The organism is Croceibacterium segetis, from assembly GCF_011320115.1.
Lineage (GTDB): Bacteria > Pseudomonadota > Alphaproteobacteria > Sphingomonadales > Sphingomonadaceae > Croceibacterium_B > Croceibacterium_B segetis.
In genome coordinates this window covers 47,660-65,243 of record NZ_JAANOZ010000012.1, presented here as the reverse complement: position 1 = coordinate 65,243, position 17,584 = coordinate 47,660, and the positions used below count along the sequence as shown (strand labels likewise).

At 66.4% G+C, this 17,584-nt stretch carries 21 protein-coding genes and 1 tRNA gene; 10 read left to right on the top strand and 12 right to left on the bottom strand.

Translation table 11 applies throughout. The features are described from left to right. Positions 1–35 precede the first annotated feature (35 nt). The gene (locus G7B69_RS13180; RefSeq protein ID WP_166180019.1) at positions 36–797 is read left to right on the top strand and encodes a hypothetical protein; all 762 of its coding nucleotides are present in this window, start codon (positions 36–38) and stop codon (positions 795–797) included. 113 nt (positions 798–910) lie between these two features. Further along, positions 911–1,291 carry a PilZ domain-containing protein gene (locus tag G7B69_RS13175; protein WP_166180017.1) on the top strand — a complete coding sequence of 127 codons (381 nt, stop codon included), beginning with the start codon at positions 911–913 and terminating at the stop codon, positions 1,289–1,291. Here G7B69_RS13175 and G7B69_RS13170 read toward each other — a convergent pair. Both G7B69_RS13170 and G7B69_RS13165 read right to left on the bottom strand, forming a co-directional pair. Further along, positions 1,288–2,598, bottom strand: coding sequence for a cystathionine gamma-synthase family protein (locus G7B69_RS13170; protein WP_166180015.1), 1,311 nt, complete (start codon positions 2,596–2,598; stop codon positions 1,288–1,290). The genes G7B69_RS13175 and G7B69_RS13170 overlap by 4 nt on opposite strands. A 43-nt stretch (positions 2,599–2,641) precedes the next feature. Further along, positions 2,642–3,850, bottom strand: a complete 1,209-nt coding sequence (locus G7B69_RS13165) for an MFS transporter (protein ID WP_166180013.1) — start codon at positions 3,848–3,850, stop codon at positions 2,642–2,644. Positions 3,851–3,923: 73 nt separating this feature from the next. Between G7B69_RS13165 and G7B69_RS13160 the strand changes: the two genes are divergently transcribed. Both G7B69_RS13160 and G7B69_RS13155 read left to right on the top strand, forming a co-directional pair. Then, positions 3,924–4,313, top strand: a complete 390-nt coding sequence (locus G7B69_RS13160; protein ID WP_166180011.1) for a VOC family protein — start codon at positions 3,924–3,926, stop codon at positions 4,311–4,313. A gap of 39 nt (positions 4,314–4,352) precedes the next feature. Further along, positions 4,353–4,748, top strand: coding sequence for a hypothetical protein (locus tag G7B69_RS13155; RefSeq protein WP_166180009.1), 396 nt, complete (start codon positions 4,353–4,355; stop codon positions 4,746–4,748). A gap of 97 nt (positions 4,749–4,845) precedes the next feature. Here G7B69_RS13155 and infC read toward each other — a convergent pair whose 3' ends face one another. Then, on the bottom strand, positions 4,846–5,364 hold the full coding sequence (gene infC / locus G7B69_RS13150) for a translation initiation factor IF-3 (protein ID WP_166180007.1): 519 nt from the start codon (positions 5,362–5,364) through the stop codon (positions 4,846–4,848). Between the two features lie 169 nt (positions 5,365–5,533). On the opposite strand from infC, the gene G7B69_RS13145 reads away from it, so the two are divergent. Then, on the top strand, positions 5,534–6,238 hold the full coding sequence (locus G7B69_RS13145; protein WP_166180005.1) for a hypothetical protein: 705 nt from the start codon (positions 5,534–5,536) through the stop codon (positions 6,236–6,238). Here the strand turns inward: G7B69_RS13145 and pdeM are convergent. Further along, complete coding sequence (gene pdeM / locus G7B69_RS13140) at positions 6,235–6,927, bottom strand: ligase-associated DNA damage response endonuclease PdeM (RefSeq protein ID WP_166180003.1); 693 nt, start codon at positions 6,925–6,927, stop codon at positions 6,235–6,237. The genes G7B69_RS13145 and pdeM overlap by 4 nt on opposite strands. 45 nt (positions 6,928–6,972) lie before the next feature. On the opposite strand from pdeM, the gene hemF reads away from it, so the two are divergent. Then, on the top strand, positions 6,973–7,830 hold the full coding sequence (gene hemF / locus G7B69_RS13135) for an oxygen-dependent coproporphyrinogen oxidase (protein ID WP_166180001.1): 858 nt from the start codon (positions 6,973–6,975) through the stop codon (positions 7,828–7,830). A 27-nt stretch (positions 7,831–7,857) separates the two neighbouring features. Here the strand turns inward: hemF and G7B69_RS13130 are convergent, their stop codons facing one another. The 4 genes from G7B69_RS13130 to G7B69_RS13115 all read right to left on the bottom strand — a co-directional run bounded on the left by G7B69_RS13130 (position 7,858) and on the right by G7B69_RS13115 (position 11,545). Then, positions 7,858–8,823, bottom strand: coding sequence for an MlaA family lipoprotein (locus tag G7B69_RS13130; RefSeq protein WP_166179999.1), 966 nt, complete (start codon positions 8,821–8,823; stop codon positions 7,858–7,860). A gap of 138 nt (positions 8,824–8,961) precedes the next feature. Then, positions 8,962–9,129 carry a DUF2474 family protein gene (locus tag G7B69_RS13125; protein WP_423717950.1) on the bottom strand — a complete coding sequence of 56 codons (168 nt, stop codon included), beginning with the start codon at positions 9,127–9,129 and terminating at the stop codon, positions 8,962–8,964. Next, positions 9,129–10,133 carry a cytochrome d ubiquinol oxidase subunit II gene (gene cydB / locus G7B69_RS13120; protein ID WP_166179995.1) on the bottom strand — a complete coding sequence of 335 codons (1,005 nt, stop codon included), beginning with the start codon at positions 10,131–10,133 and terminating at the stop codon, positions 9,129–9,131. Before cydB ends, G7B69_RS13125 begins: the two co-directional genes overlap by 1 nt. Further along, entirely contained in the window at positions 10,130–11,545 is a 1,416-nt protein-coding gene (locus G7B69_RS13115) for a cytochrome ubiquinol oxidase subunit I (protein ID WP_166179993.1), read from the bottom strand. Before G7B69_RS13115 ends, cydB begins: the two co-directional genes overlap by 4 nt. A gap of 140 nt (positions 11,546–11,685) precedes the next feature. On the opposite strand from G7B69_RS13115, the gene G7B69_RS13110 reads away from it, so the two are divergent. Next, entirely contained in the window at positions 11,686–12,486 is an 801-nt protein-coding gene (locus G7B69_RS13110; protein ID WP_166179991.1) for a hypothetical protein, read from the top strand. A gap of 24 nt (positions 12,487–12,510) precedes the next feature. On the opposite strand, the gene G7B69_RS13105 is transcribed toward G7B69_RS13110, so the two are convergent. Continuing rightward, positions 12,511–13,038 (bottom strand): hypothetical protein, encoded by a 528-nt coding sequence (locus G7B69_RS13105; protein WP_166179990.1) that lies wholly within the window; start codon positions 13,036–13,038, stop codon positions 12,511–12,513. Beyond that, positions 13,035–13,286 carry a helix-turn-helix transcriptional regulator gene (locus G7B69_RS13100; protein WP_166179988.1) on the bottom strand — a complete coding sequence of 84 codons (252 nt, stop codon included), beginning with the start codon at positions 13,284–13,286 and terminating at the stop codon, positions 13,035–13,037. Before G7B69_RS13100 ends, G7B69_RS13105 begins: the two co-directional genes overlap by 4 nt. A 293-nt stretch (positions 13,287–13,579) precedes the next feature. Between G7B69_RS13100 and G7B69_RS13095 the strand changes: the two genes are divergently transcribed. Together G7B69_RS13095 and G7B69_RS13090 are read left to right on the top strand one after the other, a co-directional pair. Continuing rightward, entirely contained in the window at positions 13,580–15,661 is a 2,082-nt protein-coding gene (locus G7B69_RS13095; RefSeq protein WP_166179986.1) for a RelA/SpoT family protein, read from the top strand. A gap of 4 nt (positions 15,662–15,665) precedes the next feature. Then, positions 15,666–16,028 carry a VOC family protein gene (locus tag G7B69_RS13090; protein WP_166179984.1) on the top strand — a complete coding sequence of 121 codons (363 nt, stop codon included), beginning with the start codon at positions 15,666–15,668 and terminating at the stop codon, positions 16,026–16,028. On the opposite strand, the gene G7B69_RS13085 is transcribed toward G7B69_RS13090, so the two are convergent. Both G7B69_RS13085 and G7B69_RS13080 read right to left on the bottom strand, forming a co-directional pair. Next, positions 16,022–16,345 carry a DUF1905 domain-containing protein gene (locus G7B69_RS13085; RefSeq protein ID WP_166179982.1) on the bottom strand — a complete coding sequence of 108 codons (324 nt, stop codon included), beginning with the start codon at positions 16,343–16,345 and terminating at the stop codon, positions 16,022–16,024. The two genes, G7B69_RS13090 and G7B69_RS13085, sit on opposite strands and share 7 nt — an antisense overlap. Next, positions 16,342–17,331 (bottom strand): peptidylprolyl isomerase, encoded by a 990-nt coding sequence (locus G7B69_RS13080; protein WP_166179980.1) that lies wholly within the window; start codon positions 17,329–17,331, stop codon positions 16,342–16,344. Before G7B69_RS13080 ends, G7B69_RS13085 begins: the two co-directional genes overlap by 4 nt. A gap of 76 nt (positions 17,332–17,407) precedes the next feature. On the opposite strand from G7B69_RS13080, the gene G7B69_RS13075 reads away from it, so the two are divergent. Next, positions 17,408–17,498 (top strand) — tRNA-Ser (locus G7B69_RS13075). Positions 17,499–17,584 lie beyond the last annotated feature (86 nt).

Genomic DNA, 17,584 nt, shown 5'->3' with positions numbered 1-17,584 from the left:
GATCGTCGCGGGCGCTCTAGCGGGGGGTAAAGCGAATGGCGTCGATAGCCCAAGACGTGGACCGATCGGCGTTGCCGCCGGCCGCCAAGGCGCGCAGCCGGTTCTTCGCCAACGCCGCGATTCTCATGGCGGTGCTGGTCGTTTCGAGCTTTCCGGTGACCTATTTCGGTCCGCTGCTGAGCGGCTCGAAGCAGTTCCTGCTGCTGCGCCACCTGCATGGCGCGGTGTTTTTCGGCTGGATCGGGCTTTACGCCTGGCAAGCCAATCTCGTCGCCGGCGGCAAGGTGCGGCTTCACCGCGAGCTGGGCCTGGCCGGCGTGGCGCTCGGCGGGGCGATGGTTCCGCTCGGAATGTGGCTGGCGGTGCAAGCGATCGAGGAGCGCATGGCGCAGGGCGTGGCGCGGCCGTTCGAGTTCGCGGTCTACAACTTCTTCGACCTGACGCTGTTCGCCTGTTTCTTCGCCGCGGCCGTCTACCACGCCTCGCGCAACCTCGAATGGCATCGGCGGGAAATCTACGTCGCGGCGATCTGCGTCGTCGGCCCGGCGATCTCGCGCTGGGAGCTGGTCCTGCCGCCGCCGCTGCCGTTTCCGTTGTTCGACGCCTTGCCCAACCTGGTCGCCGACCTGTTCCTGGTGGCGCTGGCGCTGCACGATCGCCGCGCGCTGGGCCGCATCCACCCGGTAACGCTGTTCGCCGCCGCTGTGCTGGTGCCGTTCAACCTCGTCGAGCCGTTGCTCGGGCGCAGCGAGGTGTGGAATGCAACACTGGCGCCGCACCTCTACGGTTTTCGCTGACCCGGCGACCGTCGCGTTCGCGACGGCGGCGCCCAATGCGCGGGTCACGGCGGTTAAGAGTTCCTTTGCAACTGCTTAGGTAGGGTCCCCATTGTTAGGGGGATACACGCATCGTGGAAGAGCGGCGGTCCGCGCAGCGCGCGACAATCGAACTCAGTCTGACTTGCCGCATGCCGGCGAGGCCGCAGCCGGCGACGATCCGCGACATCTCGCATCACGGCTGCCGCATCGACGTTCCGGGCGCGCCGATCGAGGTCGGCGGGACCGCGCTGCTCGAAGTGCCGGGCCTAGCGAAAGTGGCCGGGCAAGTCGTCTGGGTCCATGGCAGGACAGCCGGGGTCCGCTTCGAACGCGCGCTGGGAAGCTCGGCCGCGGTGGCGCTCGGCCTCGAGCAGGCGAAGCCGGTCGAGATCATGCCGGATCCTGTGGCTCGCGATGCCTCGGGCGGCATCCTGCGGCACTGGTTCAGGCGCTTGGCCGGCGTCTTCTCCTAAACCGCCCCCAACGCCTGATCGAAATCCGCTATAAGATCGTCGGCGTCCTCGATGCCGATGCTGATCCGCACCAGGTTGTCGGTGATGCCGAGCTGCTTCTTGCGCTCGTCGGGCACCGACAAGTGCGTCATCGCCGCCGGATGGCTGGCGAGCGTCTCGGTGCCGCCGAGGCTGACCGCCAGCTTGGCGACCTTGAGCGCGTCGAGGAAACGGAAAGCCTCGGCCTCGCCGCCCTTGATGAACAGGCTGAAGGTGCTGCCCGGGCCGGTGCAGTGACGGTCGTAGATGTCCTTCTGCCGACCGTCGCGCAGCAGCCCGAGGAAGCCGACGCTCTCGACCTTGGGATGGGCATCGAGGAAGTCGCACACGCGGATCGCGTTCTCGGTCGCGCGCTGCATGCGGATCTCGAGGGTTTCGAGGCTGCGCAAGAGCATCCATGCGGTGTTCGGATCGCAGATGCCGCCCATCGTGTTGCGCAGCGCGCGCACCGGCTCGATCCACCGCCGTGCGCCCGAGACGCTGCCGGCGACGAGGTCGGAATGGCCGCCGGCGTACTTGGTCAGCGAATAGACGACGATGTCGGCGCCGTGCTTGAGCGGGCTCTGCCACAGCGGGCCGAGGAACGTGTTGTCGATCGCGATCGGCGTCTCGTCGGCGTCGAGCGCGGCATCCCGCGCGGCCTTCACCGCCTCGATGTCGACCAGCGCGTTGGTCGGGTTGCCCGGGCTTTCGAGGTAGACCATCGCCACCTTGCCGCCGGTCTCGGCCGCCTTGGCTTTCGCCTGCGCCAGCACCGCGTCGAGCTCTTCGCGGGTCGCGCCGGCGGGAAAGTCGAAATAGCTGACCCCGAACTTGCCGAGCACCTTGGCGACGAAGCCCTCGCTGGCGGCGTAGAGCGGGCCGGAGTGGACCATCACGTCGCCGGCCTCGCAGTAGGCCATCATCAGCACGCAGATCGCGGTCATCCCGCTCGAGAACACCAGCGCGTCCTCGGCCCCGTCCCACACCCCGAGGCGGTCTTCGAGGATTTCCTGGTTGGGGCCGTTGAAGCGCGAATAGACCAGGCCCTCGGCCCCGCCGCTGCGCTTGCCGGTGATGCCCTCGAAGTGCCGTTTGCCGGCCTCGGCGCTCTCGAACACGAAGGTGCTGGTGAGGAAGATCGGCGGCTTCAATGAGCCTTCGGAGAGCACCGGATCGTAGCCGAAGCCCATCATCAGGGTGGACGGCTTGAGCGCCCGCCCGCCGATGGTGGTGACCTCGGGCTTGGGTTTGCGGCGCGGGGTGGGCGGGATCACGGGTTCGGACATGGTTGCGCCTGTAACCGGATTGATCGGCGGCCGCAATCGATGCCTACTCGAGCTCCTCGCGCCGCTCGGGGCCGAACCACACCCATGCGATGATCGCGACCGCGGTGACCAGCGTGACCGAAGCCAGCGCATAGGCATAATCGCCGCCGCGATCCGCCGCGATACCGGCCTGGAACGGCGAAACGCGCGAGGCGAACAGGTTGCCGAGCTGGTAGACAAAGCCGGGGAACATCGCCCGGATCGCCGGGGGTGAAAGCTCGTTGAGGTAGGCCGGGATGTTGCCCCACGCGCCTTGCACGGCGAAGCCCATCAGGAAGGCGCCGAGCGCGAGCGGGAACAGGCCGGTCGAATAGGCCCACAGCGGGATCACCGGGATGACCACCAGGCAGGCAAGCGCGAGATTGCGCCGCCGGCCCATCCGTTCGGCGAACTGGCCGAAGCCGATCGCGCCGATAATCGAGCCGACATTGAGCACGATCGCCAGCGTGCCCGTCATATGCGTGTCGAACCCGCGCTGCTTCTGCAGGAAGGTGGGGTAGAGGTCGCCGGTGCCGTGGCTGAGGAAATTCATCCCGGTCATCAGCACGATCAGGTAGAGCGCCAGCTTCCAGTGCTGCGCGAGCAGGCCGAGCCACTCCGGCCGGGCGTGGCCGCGCCTGGCGACGAAGGTGGGGCTCTCCTCGACGCGCAGGCGGATGAACAGCACGAACAGCGCCGGCAGCACCCCGATGAAGAACATTGCCCGCCAGCCGATCGCGTCGAAGAACAGGTAATAAACGAGGCTCGCAACGAGATAGCCCGTGGGGTAGCCCGACTGCAGCAGGCCCGAGACCGCGCCGCGCATCTTGGCCGGGATCGTCTCCATCACCAGGCTCGCGCCCAAACCCCACTCACCGCCCATGGCAAAGCCGAAGCATGCGCGGATCAGCAGCAGTTGCGGCAGCGAGGTCGCCAGGCCCGAAAGGCCGGACATCAGCGAGAACAACGCGATCACCAGCATCAGCACCGGCCGCCGGCCGAAGCGGTCGCCGAGCCAGCCGAACACCAGCGCGCCCAGCGGCCGCGCGGCGAGGGTGAGGAACAGCGCTTCGGAGACCTGCTCGATGCTGGCGCCGAATTCCTCGCCGATCGCCTTGATCATGAACACCAGCAGGAAGAAGTCGAACGCGTCGAGCATCCAGCCGAGGTAGCTGGCCCAGATCGCGGTCTTCTGGGGCGGCGTCAGCTCGCGATAGTCGGCCAGAACGCCCATCTTCTCATCCCCCGCTTTACCCGCGCCCGTTCCGATCCTAGCCTGCGTGCGCAAGAGGGCAAGGAGGGGCGTGATGGACGAAGGCAAGGTCCTGGGGATCGGCGGGTTATTCCTGCGCGCCGATGATCCAGGCAAGCTCAGCGCCTGGTACCGCGAACATCTGGGCTTCACCGTCACTGCCGGGGGCGAACCGGCGCCGGACGGCTACTGGTCATGGAAGCAGGAGGCGGGCGACACGGTGTTCTCATTCTTCCCGCGCACCAACAATTACTTCTCGACCGACCGCCAGATGATGCTCAACTTTCGGGTCTCCGGGCTGGATTCGCTGGTCGCCAAGCTGGCGGCGGCGGGTATCGCGGCCGAGCGCAAGGCCGAATGGGACCACCCCAGCGTCGGCCGCTTCGCGCGTATTCGCGATCCCGAAGGCAACCCGATCGAGCTCTGGGAGCCGCCGGCGGAGTGAGATTAGGCTTGGTTTGGCCAGCGAGAGGGAGATGTCACCATGACAAATCGCGGCATGGATGAAGGGGTGAGACACCCGACCACTCGGCCTTGGACCGTGACAACTTTTGAAGCACTGGTCGTCGTCATTTCGCTCTTGCAAGTAATCTTCTCGGGCTTTTTCTGGCTGCTCATCTTGCTGGCGACGGTTTACTTTTGGATGGGCCTAAGCATCACGCGCAAACGGAGCTTGAGCGCCACCGGGATATTTACGGCGCTTACGGTCCTGAATATCGTCGTCATGCTCGTGTCGACCGTTCCCGCCATGCTGCCGTCTGGCTCGCAGCAAGTTGCAGGTTTCGACTGGCCGGCGTTCGCAGTCGTCGCTCTTAACGTGTTCCAAGTCTGGTTGCTTTGGAATCCGCTGACTAGGGGCTGGCTTGCCACTGGGCGATGAAGCCGTAACGCCGGCTCACCGACGCACCGATCTCGGACAAACGAAGGGCGCGTCTCGCGGCACGCCCTCCCGGTAACTCGTCGCTGAGCAAAGGCGCCTACTTCGGCGCCAGCACCATCAGCATCTGGCGGCCTTCTAGGCGCGGGTAGGCTTCGATCTTGGCGATCTCGGCGGTGTCGTCGCGCACCCGGTTGAGCAAGTCCATGCCCAGTTCCTGGTGGGCCATCTCGCGGCCGCGGAAGCGCAGGGTCATCTTGACCTTGTCGCCTTCCTCGAGGAACTTGCGGACGCTGCGCATCTTCACGTCGTAATCGTGGACGTCGATGTTCGGACGCATCTTGATCTCCTTGATCTCCTGCGTCTTCTGCGTCTTGCGCGCGGCGTTGGCCTTCTTCTGCGCCTCGTAGCGGTACTTGCCGACATCGAGGTACTTGGCCACCGGCGGGTCGGCGTTGGGCGAGACTTCGACCAAGTTCAGGCCAAGCTCGTTGGCTTGCTCCATCGCTTCCTTGGTGTACATGACGCCGAGATTTTCGCCGTTTTCGTCGATCACGCGGACCTTGTCCGACTGGATCATGTCGTCGAAGCGCGGGCCACTCTTGACCGGCGGGGACAACGTGCGGCGGGGGGGACGAGCTATGGGGTATTCTCCTAGGGTGGATTCGGACGCGGTTACTTAGGGGGAAACGCCCTCGGGCGCTAGGGGTCGTGGCGGGCCGTGTGGCGCATTTGCGGATCGAGTGGTAGATTTCGCCGCGCGTCGAACGACACGGGGGGACCATCGCATGGCTACTTCGGCGACACCGCGGGCTTGGTCGGTCGCCGCCTTAGCGACGAGGCGGCACTATTTCCCGGCCCTCTTCGTGCTGCTGTTCGCACTGTCGCTGGCGGCGTTCTGGGACAATCTGGTCACCGATGTCCACCAGCCGAGCAACGGCGACCCCAAGATGCTTGTGCATGCTTTCTTCGCGGCGTCGTGGATGCTGACGCTGGTCGTGCAGTCGGCCTTCATCCGCGCGGGGAACGTTCGCCTGCATCGCAGGCTTGGCACCGCCGGGTTCATCGCTGCGGTCGGGGTGACGCTCAGCACGCTCTATCTCTTCGTGGCGAAATGGAAGGGGTGGGCGTTGATGGAGCCGGAGGTGAAGGCGAACCGCCTGCTCCTGCCCGCGTTCGCGATCTTCATCCTGCTCGCGTATCGCAACCGGCGGCGGCCGGAGATTCACAAGCGCCTGGTCCTTGCCGGCACCCTTTTCCTGCTCGAACCGATCCTCGCCAGGCTTTACGATCCTTATCTCGTGCCGGTGCTGCCGGATGCGGTGAACCGGTGGGATGCCGTCGCCTATCTCGTCTACCTGGCAGGCACGTGGAGCGCATTCTACCTGTCGCTTTTCGTTTACGACTGGCTGGTCCTGCGGCGCATTCACCCGGTTTCGCTGACCGGTTTCGCGATGGCGATCGCCCTCAACGCCCTTGCCTATCTGGGCTAGGCCGCCTGCCGCCACAGGGGGAACTGCATCAGCCGCCCCTTCGACGACAGCACCGCGTCGATCGCCGCCGCGGGCTGAAGCGCCTTGACGATCGCCGGGTCGGCGGCGTTCATCCCGCCGGTCAGCGCGCCGAATGCGGGAAGGATCATTCGCCCACGTCCTTGGCCGCCGCTGCTGACCACCGCGCAGGGGCGGCGGATCGCGCGTTCGCGGACGGTGATCTGCAGGCGCGGGTGGTAGTGGCCGGAAATTTCCGGCTGCGTCTCTCCGGCCTTGGCCTGGTGGCGCAGGATAAGCCCGGCGATGGTGAGTTCCTCGGCGAGGGTGCCGCCGGCGCTGGCTTCCATCGCGGCATCGTGGTTGCCGGTGATCCACACCCAGTCGGTCGCCCGGACGAGCGCGTCGAGCATGCCCGCGGCATGCGGCTCGAGCCGCGAAGGGCCCGCCGAGTCGTGGAAGTTGTCGCCCAGCGTGAACACCCGCCGCGCGCCGGTCTCGCGGATCGCCAGGGCCACGCGCCCAAGCGTCTCGCGGCTGTCATAGGGCGGCAGCATCTGCCCGTGCTTGGCGTAAAAGCTCGCTTTCTCGAGGTGCAGGTCGGCGACGAGCAGCGCCCGTTCGCGCGGCCAGTAGAGCGCGCGCCCTTCCACGAGCGCGAATTCCTCGCCGGCGAACGAAAGGGGAACCATGCGCCGTCCTTGCCGTAGGGTACAGGCTTTGGCAAGGGACGTGCGATGAGCGACTGGAGCGAACAGACCCGGCTATCCCGCGAGTGGTTCGAGAGCCTGCGCACGCGCATCTGCGACGCCTTCGAGGCGATCGAGCGCGAGGCGGGTTCGGACGCGGCGTTCGAATACACCCCGTGGAACCGCGAGACCGCCGACGAAAGCGAAGGCGGCGGTGGCGTGCGCGGGGTGATGAAGGGCAAGGTGTTCGAGAAGGTCGGGGTCAACGTCTCGACCGTCTCGGGAGAGTTCGCTCCCGGCTTCGCGCAGACGATCAACGGCGCCGACGAGGACAATCCCGGCTTCACCGCCACGGGGATCAGCCTCGTCGCCCACATGGCCAACCCGCACGTGCCGGCGGTGCACATGAACACCCGCTTCCTGACCACCAGCAAGGCGTGGTTCGGCGGCGGGGCGGACCTCAATCCGCCGCTGCCGTACGAGGACGACACCGCCGAGTTCCACGCCGCCTTTCGCGCCGCGTGCATGGGCCACAACCCGACCTATTACGACAAGTTCAAGAAGTGGGCCGACGAGTACTTCTTCATTCCCCACCGCGGCGTCGCCCGCGGCGTGGGCGGCATCTTCTACGACCACCTCGAATGCGCCGACCTGGCGCAGTTCGAGCGCAACTTCGCCTTCACCCGCGACGTCGGCGAGGCGTTCCTCGACGTGTTCCCGAGGATCGTCCGCCGCCGGATGGGCATGGAATGGACCGAGGCGGAGAAGCAGCAGCAGCTCGAATGGCGCGGCCGCTACGCCGAGTTCAACCTCGTCTACGACCGCGGCACGCTGTTCGGCCTGCGCACGGGCGGCAACATCGACGCGATCCTGATGAGCCTGCCGCCCGAGGTGCGATGGAGTTGAGCCTGTCGCGAAAGGTGCCGTTCGCCATTACTCTTTGACCGGCGTAGCCGCGTCGGGTTGCGCAGGCGCTACCGCGACAACTTGCGGCATCGCGGTGGCACCGGCCACGTCTTGCGACTTGTGGAGCTTGCCGTGGAGCGCGGCGATTTCGTCGCGGCGCCGGGCCAGGTAATATTCGCGCGCCGCAGTGTAGGAATCGCCGCTGGCTCGCTCGCGGGTCAACTCGTCATCCATTGCGATCCGCCGGTCCAGCGTGTGCAGCACGCCGGCCGAGACGGTGAATTCCGGCCCCGAGACGGGCTGGAGACCGCCGAACGGCATTAGCCGGTCGAGCACGTTGCCGACCAGGTCGCGCACCGTGGTAGGACCGAGCAGTGGCGCGAACAGGAACGCGCCGGGCTTGACGCCATAGAAGCCGAGCGTGTCGGCAAAGCCATTGCGCCGCTGCGGAAGCTTGAACGGCTTGCGCTTGGCTACGTCGATTACGCCGGCAAGCCCGATGGTCGAGTTGATCGCGAAGCGCGCCAGTGTTTCGGCGGCCTTTCCGATGTGGTGTTGCAAAAGGAAATTCACGAACACCCCCGGCTGGTGCAGGTTGGTGATGAAATTGTGCAGCCCGCTACGCACCGGCTTGGGTACGGCGTGCTCGAAGCCATGGGCGAGCGGCGCGGTGATCTTGTCGTCGAACGCCTGCGTCGCTTCGAACGACTTGATGTTGACCTTTTCCAGCGGATCGGCCGGACTGTACGCGCGTGCGATGACGACGATCCCGGTGTCTTGTCCGGTGTCATCGGGCGGCGTGGGAGCGAGCGCGGAGTCAGGAGACGCCTCGGAGGCGACCTGCGCCTCGGGCGCGGCTGCCTCAGGTGGGAGCGCTTGATCGATCTGGTCGCCGGCAACGGGCGCCGCGACGCCTTGCAGGGGCGCAGATTCGGGCGCGGGCGCGGGAGTCTCGGCAAGCAGGATCGCCGCCGGAAGCAGGCATAGAAACAACGAACGCTCCCTCGCCTATTACCCGCCGCCGACGCAAAGTCCGGCTGTCTCGTTTGGACGGATAGTTCGATGCGAAGACGCCGCGACGCCGGGCTCACCCCAGTCGGTCTTTGGGTCGAGGCGATGTTCGGCGGGTGCCTAGACGATCCAAAGTCGCAGCAGGCCCGCGACCGCTCCCAGCGCAGCCACGCTGGCCGCCCAGATCGCGGCCATCCAGGCGAGCCGCTTCCACAACGGAGCACTTGTCTGCCCCACAGCGCTGCGCGCTGCATGAGGGCAGGCCTCCGCCTCTCGCCCGCGCTCCATCAGTGATACCCCTCGCCGCCGACCTTGCCGCGGAACACCCAGTAGGACCAGGCGGTGTAGCCGAGGATCAGCGGGATGGTGATGAGGAAGCCCATGAACATGAACCACTGGCTGCGCGCCGACGTGGCCGCGTCCCAGATCGTCAGCTCGCCGGGCACGACGTAGGGCCACATGGTCACACCGACGCCGGCCATGCCGAGAGCAAACAGCGCCAGCGCGAGCAAGAACGGCGCCAGCTCCCACTTCTTCGCCAGGCCGTAGAACAGGAAGCCGGCGATGATCACCGTCAGCAGCGGCACCTGGCTGGCGAAGTAGATCTCCGGCGTGCCGAGCCAGCGCTCGCGGTACTCGGGCAACAGCGAGAGGTTGTAGAGGCTCACCGCGGCCATCAGCGCCAGCGTGGCGATCGCGGCGCGCACGGCGAGGCGGCGGACCTTTTCCTGCACATCGCCCTCGAGCTTCCACACCAGCCAGCAGGCGCCGAGCAAGGCGTAGCCGGCGACGACGCCGAGGCCGGTCAGCAGCGTATAGGGCGTCAGCCAGTTCCACCAGCTGCCCGAATAGGAGCGGCCGGTGACCTCGATCCCCTGCAGGATCGCGCCGAGCACCATTCCCTGGCAAAGGGCAGCGACGAGCGAGCCGCCGAAGAAAGCGAAGTCCCAGAACGCCCGATGCCGTTCGTCGCGCCAGCGGAACTCGAAGGCGACGCCGCGGAACACCAGGCCGAGCAGCATGGCGATGATCAGCGGGTAAGTCGCCGGCAGGATCACCGCATAGGCGAGGGGGAAGGCGGCGAGCAGCCCGCCGCCGCCCATCACCAGCCAGGTCTCGTTGCCGTCCCACACCGGCGCGATGGCGTTCATCGCCCGGTTGCGCCCGTGGCCGACGGTGATTGCCGGAAACAGGATGCCGATGCCGAGGTCGAACCCGTCCATCACCACGTAGGCGAACACTGCGAAGGCGATGATGAAGGCCCAGACGGTGGTCAGGTCGAAGTCGATCATAGCTCGCCCTCCGCCGTGCCTTGCGCCGCCGGGGTGATGCCGGCGGTGCGGATCGGCCCGGCGTCGACGTCCTTGAGGCGCGGCTCCTGCTCCTGCGGCGGCCGGTGCATCAGGCGCAGGATATACCAGATGCCCACACCGAACACGGCGAAGTAGACCACCACGAAGGCAAGCAGCGAGGTTGCCACGGCCGGGGCGCCGAGCGGGCTCATGCTCTCACGGGTGCGCAGCAGGCCGTAGACGAGGTAAGGCTGTCGGCCGACTTCGGTCGTCACCCACCCGGCGATGATTGCCACGAAGCCCATCGGCGACATCAGCACTGCGAAGCGGTGCAGGAAGCGCGACCGATAGAGCGTGCCGCGCCAGCGCGCCCACAGGCTCAGCAGGCCGAGCGCGAACATGAGCAGCCCGAGGCCGACCATCAGGCGGAAGGACCAGAACACAATCGCCGCTGGCGGTTGCTGGTCGTCGGGTATGGTGTCGAGCCCGGCCAGCGGCGCATTCGGATCATGCTTGAGGATCAGGCTGCCGAGCTTGGGGATGCCGACCGCGTAATCGAGATGCTGCGTGCGGTCGTTGGGTATGCCGAACAGGTAAAGCGGGGCGCCGTCCGGATGGCTGTCGTAGTCTCCTTCGAGAGCCAGGACCTTGGCCGGCTGGTGCTCGAGCGTATTGAGACCGTGCTGGTCGCCGATGGCGATCTGGATCGGCGCGACCAGCGCCGCCATCCACATCGCCATCGAGAACATCTTCTTCACCTGCGGCGTGCCGTTGCCGCGCAGCAGGTGCCATCCCGCGACACCGCCGACTACCAGCGCCGTGGCGAGGAATGAGGCGGTTACCGTGTGGACCAGCCGATAGGGGAAGCTCGGATTGAAGATGATCGTCCACCAGCTCGGACCGGGCAGGAACTGGCCGTTCGCGCCCATCTCGAAGCCTTGCGGCGTCTGCATCCAGCTGTTCGCCGCGAGGATCCAGAACGAGGAGAGCAGGGTCCCGGCCGCCACACAGACGGTCGCGGCGAAGTGCAGCCCGCGCCCGACTTTCTCCATACCGAACAGCATAACCCCGAGGAACCCGGCCTCGAGGAAGAACGCCGTCAGCACTTCGTAAGCCATCAAGGGCCCGACCACCGGCCCGGCCTTGTCGGAAAACACCGCCCAGTTGGTGCCGAACTGGTAGGACAGCACGATCCCCGAAACGACGCCCATCGCGAAGTTGATCGCGAAGATCTTCAGCCAGTAGCGGAACAGGTCGAGGTACAGCGCCTTGCCGGTCTTCAGCCACAGCCCTTCGAGCACCGCGAGGTAAGCGGACAGACCGATAGTAAAGGGCGGGAACAGGAAGTGGAAGCTCACCGTGAAGGCGAACTGCCAGCGCGCGAGCAGGAGGGCGGTTGGGTCCGTCAGCATCGCGCCCTCCTGCTACGCCGCCCGCGCGGCCTTGATAAGAGCGAAGCGTGCAACGACCGTTGCGGTTCCGGCAAGCCGGCCCTTCCGGCGCGACGCCGCATGTGGCACGTTTGCGCTGGGAACGAGGGGAGGAGTGAGCGATGGGTCGCTTTTGGATGCTGGCGGGACTTCTCCTGGTGACCGCTCCCACCACTCTCGCCGCCGATACGGGACAGCCGACAGCCCAGGCGCGCCAGCGGGCCTTCGCACAATTGCCCTATTGGCCGGGATACTGGGTCAGCGAAGCCGAGGCCGGAACCACCATCGGCGGCGTCCGCCCCGCGAACGACAAGCCTGCGGCACGAGACCCGACCAATTCGCTGGCGCTATGGGCCAACGCCGCCCCCTGGAATGACGAAGGGCGGCGCAGGCTCGCGGAAGCCTTGCGGACAATGGCGGGCAGGAAGGGCCTCGGCTGGGGCTATCCCCTGATGATGACCGCGCCCACGCCGCTGCAGGTGCTGATCACGCCGGAGGAAGTGCTGATCGTCAACGCCTACAACGAAACGCGGCACATCTACACCGACGGACGGCCGATGCCGCCGGGCGAAGACCTGTGGCCGACCGTCACCGGCACCTCGATCGGGCGCTGGGAAGGGCGCACGCTGGTGATCGACACGATCCAGGTGACCAACCCCAACGTGTTCTTCCAGGGCGGGCCGCCGCTCAGCGAGGAAGCGCGCTACCACGAGCGCCTTTGGCTCGACGGAGACAAGCTGCGCGGCACCATGACGATCGAGGATCCGGTGACCCTGAGCGCCCCGTGGACCGTCAACGTCAACTGGGTGCGCGAAGAGGGGTTCGACCGTATGCCGCAGGCGGATTGGAGCAACGACCGCACCGGCTCCGAAAACGGACTGAACACCATCGAACCCCCGGCGGACGAGCGGACCGGGAACTAGGCGAAGCTCCCGGCGGACCGGCGGTTACTCCTCGTCGTCCTCCAGCGGCTCGGGCATCGCCGCGCTCGCCGCCAGAACTGCGACGTTCATTTCGACCGCGAGCAGGAACAGGGTAATCGTCATCCAGTCCATCGGCGTCTTAGGCGCCCACAGGCCCGCCATTCCGGCCATCGTCCAGACAGTGCAGAAGGTGATCGTCAGCGAGCCGAGGATCGCGACGCCGAGCGCCCACATCATGCCGGTGAAATGCCCCTCGCGGACAATGGCCGCCTCGCGCTCGTCGAGCTTGCGCGCGCCGAGCCGCCCCATGGGCCCGAACGGCTGGCACATGAAGCTGCCCATCCAGCCGGCCCACACGATCCAGAACCCGGACAGGCCGCCGCGGCCGATCTGCAGCGCCATGCCAGCCACGGCCAGGATCAGCAGGATCGAGGGCAGCGCGCGGAAGCGCATCGGGTCGCGCGACTGGAACTTGCGCTGCAACGCCGGGATACGGGTTGCCTCGGCCAGCTGATCGAGCTTTTCGGCGATCGGATCGCCCTTGTAAGTCATGCCTGGTCTCCTTGGCCGAGCAGCGTTTCGGCCATGCTGGGGAAGGGGCGGAAGGAAAACAGCAGCTCGACCGGCAGCTTGAAGACGGCGGCGACATTGAGCGCCAGCTCGAGGCTGGGATTGTAGTCGCCGCGTTCGAGGAATCCGATCGTCTGCGGGTTGACGCCGACTTTCTCGGCCAGCGCCTTGCGGCTCATGCCGGCTTCAGCGCGCAGGACCGCGATTCGGTTGTATATTTTCCGTGCCACGCGCGTAAAGTGCCATAGATATTGTGTATACGCAACGAAAAGATGAATTCCCTGCAGGCCCTGCGGTTGGCCAGACTCCCGCCCGGCGCAGCGTCCTTCGGCGGGGGCCAAGCGATTTTCTTGGCGTCAGGGCGGCAGGTCCGCCGCCGACGCGACGCTTTCCATTCGAAAGTGACGTTTCCGCTCGCGGATCGTGTCAGCGTGTCAACTTCGCGTCACTGTCGGCTGCCGCCTCTGCAAGACTCGCGCTTTTGCCTTGCCGGATCGCGGCGAATACCCCCATCTAGGCCGCGATGCTGCGCCAGTATGAACTTGTCGAACGGGTCAAGGCCTACGAGCCCGACGCCGACGAGGCGTTGCTCAACCGTGCCTACGTCTACACCGTGCAGAAGCACGGCACCCAGAAGCGCGCCAGCGGCGATCCCTATTTCAGCCATCCGATCGAGGTCGCCGGGCTGATGACCGACCTCAAGCTCGACCAGGACACGGTGATCACCGCGCTGCTCCACGACACGGTCGAGGACACGCTGGCGACGATCGAGGATATCGAACACCAGTTCGGGCCCGACATCGCCCGGCTGGTCGACGGCGTCACCAAGCTTTCCAAGATCGAGCAGCTGACCGACGACGAGCGGGCGGCCGAGAACCTGCGCAAGTTCCTGCTGGCGATGAGCGAGGACTTGCGGGTGCTGCTGGTCAAGCTCGCCGACCGGTTGCACAACATGCGCACGCTGCACTTCATCAAGAGCCCCGAGAAGCGGCAGCGCATCGCCCGAGAGACGATGGATATCTACGCCCCGCTGGCCGAGCGCGTGGGGATGTACGAATACATGCGCGAGATGCAGCTGCTCGCCTTCGAGCAGCTCGAGCCTGAGGCCTACGCAACCATAGCCGGGAGGCTCGAGCAGATCAGGAGCAGCGAAGGCGGCCAGGTCGACGCCATCGCGCTCAAGATCAAGCAGGCGCTGGCCGAAGGCGGCATCAAGGTCGAGGTCCAGGGGCGGGAGAAGCACCCCTATTCGATCTGGCGCAAGATGGCCGAACGGCACATGCCGTTCGAACAGATCACCGACATCATGGCGTTCCGCATCGTCACCGAAAACGTCGAGGATTGCTATCGCGCGCTCGGCGTCCTGCACCAAGTCTGGCAGATGGTCCCCGGGCGCTTCAAGGACTACATCTCGACACCGAAATCGAACGGCTACCGTTCGCTTCATACCACGCTGATCTATGAAAGCTCGATGCGCGTCGAAGTGCAGATCCGCACCCGCGAGATGCACCGCCTCAATGAGTTCGGGCTCGCCGCGCACTGGGCCTACAAGCAGGGAGACCGGCCGGACGGACAGGTCGGCTGGGTCCGAGACCTGATCGAGATCGTCGACGCCAGCCACGACGCCGAGGAACTGCTCGAGCACACCCGCATGGCGATTTACCAGGATCGCATCTTCGCCTTCACTCCCAAGGGCGCTCTGTTCCAGCTTCCGAAAGGGGCGACCCCGGTCGATTTTGCTTTCGCGGTCCACACCGACCTCGGCGCGCAGGCGGTCGGTGCGAAGATAAACGGGCGGCACATGCCGCTGAGGACCGAGCTGCACAACGGCGACGTGGTCGAGATCGTCAAGGGCAAGCACGTCGAGCCGCAGCTTTCGTGGCTCGGCTTCGTTGTCACCGGCAAGGCCCGCGCCTCCATCCGCCGGGCCGTCCGGGCCAAGGAACGCGAGGAGGTCGCCGCCATCGGCCGCAAGCTGTTCGACGACATCGCCGGACGCGTGCCGGCCAAGATCGGCCGCAAGGCGATCAAGGCCGCGGTCGAGCGCCTCGAACTCGAGGATGAGGATGCGCTGATGCACGCGATCGGCTCGGCCAAGCTGACCGACCGCGAAGTGATGGAAGCGCTTGTCCCCGGCAGTACCGCCGACTTGCCCGAGCTACCGGCTCAGGAGCGGGCGATCTCGATCCGCGGACTCACCCCTGGCATGGGCTTCACGCTGGCGCCGTGCTGCCATCCACTGCCTGGCGACAGGATCATCGGCTTGCGCAAGCCGGGGGTCGGCGTGGAGGTCCATGCGATCGACTGCCTCAGGCTGGCCAACGGAGTCGACGCCGACTGGGTCGACCTGTCGTGGGGCGAGCGCTCGAAAGGCGCGATCGGGCGCCTCAGGATCGTGCTTTATCACCGCCCCGGCACTCTCGCCGAAATGGCGACGATCTTCGCGCAGAACCGCGCCAATGTGATCAACCTCGAGCTGACCCAGCGCGATGACCCTTTCCACACTTACGAAGTCGATCTCGAGGTCAACGACCTTGCGCACCTGACCCGCATCGTCAGCGCGTTGCGTGCCAGCGAGGCGGTCGCGCAGGCCGAGCGGATCTGAGCCGATGGGTGTGATCGGGCTCGATCACGTCCAGCTGGCCATGCCGCGGGGCGAGGAGGAGCGGGCGCGGGCATTCTATGCCGGCGTGCTCGGCCTCATCGAGGTGCCTAAGCCCGAGACCGATCGCGGCGGCTGCTGGTTCGTCGGCGGCGCGGCGCACGTCCACCTCGGCGTCGAGGAGGGGTTCGCGCCGACGAACAAGGCGCATCCCGCGTTGCTTGTCGACGACCTCGATGCGTTCGTCGGCCAGCTCCAAGCAGCCGGTGTGGGCTTCGCGGCGGGCCGTCCGCTCGCCGGATACAAGCGCGGCGACATCGCCGATCCGTTCGGCAACAGGATCGAGCTGATGCAGCGGTTCGATCAGTGAAGCTCGAGCAAGACCTCGACCGGCTCGCCTTCCTCAAGCCCTTCGGCCAGACGCACCGGCTTCTTGATCGGCAGGAACCAGCCGCCGGTCTTCTGCGGAAACAGCGAGGTTTGCCAGCGACTGTCGCCTACCTGGACTGTCACCTTCACTGAGCCGAACCCGCGGCGCTTGCCGCGCTCGAGGCGGCGGACCAGTTCGTGCCCAGCAACGGCATCGGCCGCTTCGCCGGTGAGCGGAACCCAGCCGATCGGGTCGTACCCTTCCTCGATCACCATCGCCTGCAGCGGCGCGGTGAAGCGGACGGTATCGGCGCTCATTTCTTCGCCCGCCGGATCGGCACCTGGACGTTGCACACGTCGATCCCCCCGGCGGAGACCTTGTAGAACGCGTCGTTGCGGTTCGCCTTGACGTGAATGTAGTCGGCGAAGCTCCGGCTGTCGCTGGCGAGGTATTCGAAGCGCGGTTGCTCGGCTGCGGGCAACTCGTTGCCCAGCCGCAGCGACACGATCGGCACCCTGAGCGCCGGATCGTCATATACGCCCTGTGCGCCCTTGCCGCGCGGGAGGGTGGAGAGGTTCTCGATCCCCTCGATCACCCGTCCGACGACAGCGATGTTGCGATCAAGCTGGCGGGGCGCGTGGCCGATCACCGCGTAGAGTTCGGCCCCCGTGCCTGTGTCGGGCGACAGGTCGCGGGCAACGCCGACACCGCCATAGCAATGCACCGGCCATGTTCGATTGCCCTCGCCTTGCAGTGCCACCGCAACAGGCCAACCGGCGGCGAACCCGGCCTGGCCTTTCAGGACGTAGGGGTCGATCGGCTCAAGCGCCGTGAACGGCGGGTCGCACTCCTCCTTGATGACCTTCTTCTCGAACAAATAGACCTTGCAACTCACCGGCGCGGTGTACTCGCTTTCGGGAACCTTGGTGATTCCCGCCGGAAGCGGCTTTGCCTTCTTCGGGTCGTCCTCGCCGTCGCCCCATTGCGCCACCCAGTTGTCGACTACGCGATAGACGCTCGTCCCGTCCCACCAGTGGGCCTTGGCGAGGGTTCGAATGTTGCCAACCCAGCCCTGGCTGAACGGTGGCGGCATCAACTGGACGATGACCTGGCGTTTGGCCCCTGTTGCATCGGGCGCCAGGTCCATGACCAGCAGCTCCGCCGGGTCGATTGCTTTCCACTCGCTCGCCTGGGAAGCCGCGACGACCGAGGCCGGCGTGGGTGGCTCGGCGGCCTTCTCCTGCGCCCCGAGCGGCGAAGCGGCAAACACCAGAGCGAAGGCGGCGAGGCGTGTGGTGATCATGTGCGCCGGTGTGCCACCGCCCGCGCGCTTGCGAAACCCCCGCCGCATCGCTAGGCCGCGCCGTCCCAGGAGATGCGGAGCGGTGGCCGAGTGGTCGAAGGCGCACGCCTGGAAAGTGTGTATACGCCAAAAGCGTATCGTGGGTTCGAATCCCACCCGCTCCGCCATGCACCCCCAGCACTATTCTCCTGTTGCTGGGGGCCCGCGCAAAGGCGCGGAACAGGCGGGTTTGCGCAGCCGAAGCCGTCACTGG

Excerpts from the sequence above, each read along its gene's own strand:
- G7B69_RS13180 (WP_166180019.1), top strand. The coding sequence starts at position 36 with ATGGCGTCGATAGCCCAAGACGTGGACCGATCGGCGTTGCCGCCGGCC.
- G7B69_RS13170 (WP_166180015.1), bottom strand. The coding sequence starts at position 2,598 with ATGTCCGAACCCGTGATCCCGCCCACCCCGCGCCGCAAACCCAAGCCC.
- G7B69_RS13165 (WP_166180013.1), bottom strand. The coding sequence starts at position 3,850 with ATGGGCGTTCTGGCCGACTATCGCGAGCTGACGCCGCCCCAGAAGACC.
- G7B69_RS13160 (WP_166180011.1), top strand. The coding sequence starts at position 3,924 with ATGGACGAAGGCAAGGTCCTGGGGATCGGCGGGTTATTCCTGCGCGCC.
- G7B69_RS13155 (WP_166180009.1), top strand. The coding sequence starts at position 4,353 with ATGACAAATCGCGGCATGGATGAAGGGGTGAGACACCCGACCACTCGG.
- G7B69_RS13145 (WP_166180005.1), top strand. The coding sequence starts at position 5,534 with ATGGCTACTTCGGCGACACCGCGGGCTTGGTCGGTCGCCGCCTTAGCG.
- pdeM (WP_166180003.1), bottom strand. The coding sequence starts at position 6,927 with ATGGTTCCCCTTTCGTTCGCCGGCGAGGAATTCGCGCTCGTGGAAGGG.
- hemF (WP_166180001.1), top strand. The coding sequence starts at position 6,973 with ATGAGCGACTGGAGCGAACAGACCCGGCTATCCCGCGAGTGGTTCGAG.
- G7B69_RS13125 (WP_423717950.1), bottom strand. The coding sequence starts at position 9,129 with ATGGAGCGCGGGCGAGAGGCGGAGGCCTGCCCTCATGCAGCGCGCAGC.
- cydB (WP_166179995.1), bottom strand. The coding sequence starts at position 10,133 with ATGATCGACTTCGACCTGACCACCGTCTGGGCCTTCATCATCGCCTTC.
- G7B69_RS13115 (WP_166179993.1), bottom strand. The coding sequence starts at position 11,545 with ATGCTGACGGACCCAACCGCCCTCCTGCTCGCGCGCTGGCAGTTCGCC.
- G7B69_RS13110 (WP_166179991.1), top strand. The coding sequence starts at position 11,686 with ATGGGTCGCTTTTGGATGCTGGCGGGACTTCTCCTGGTGACCGCTCCC.
- G7B69_RS13105 (WP_166179990.1), bottom strand. The coding sequence starts at position 13,038 with ATGACTTACAAGGGCGATCCGATCGCCGAAAAGCTCGATCAGCTGGCC.
- G7B69_RS13095 (WP_166179986.1), top strand. The coding sequence starts at position 13,580 with ATGCTGCGCCAGTATGAACTTGTCGAACGGGTCAAGGCCTACGAGCCC.
- G7B69_RS13090 (WP_166179984.1), top strand. The coding sequence starts at position 15,666 with ATGGGTGTGATCGGGCTCGATCACGTCCAGCTGGCCATGCCGCGGGGC.
- G7B69_RS13085 (WP_166179982.1), bottom strand. The coding sequence starts at position 16,345 with ATGAGCGCCGATACCGTCCGCTTCACCGCGCCGCTGCAGGCGATGGTG.
- G7B69_RS13080 (WP_166179980.1), bottom strand. The coding sequence starts at position 17,331 with ATGATCACCACACGCCTCGCCGCCTTCGCTCTGGTGTTTGCCGCTTCG.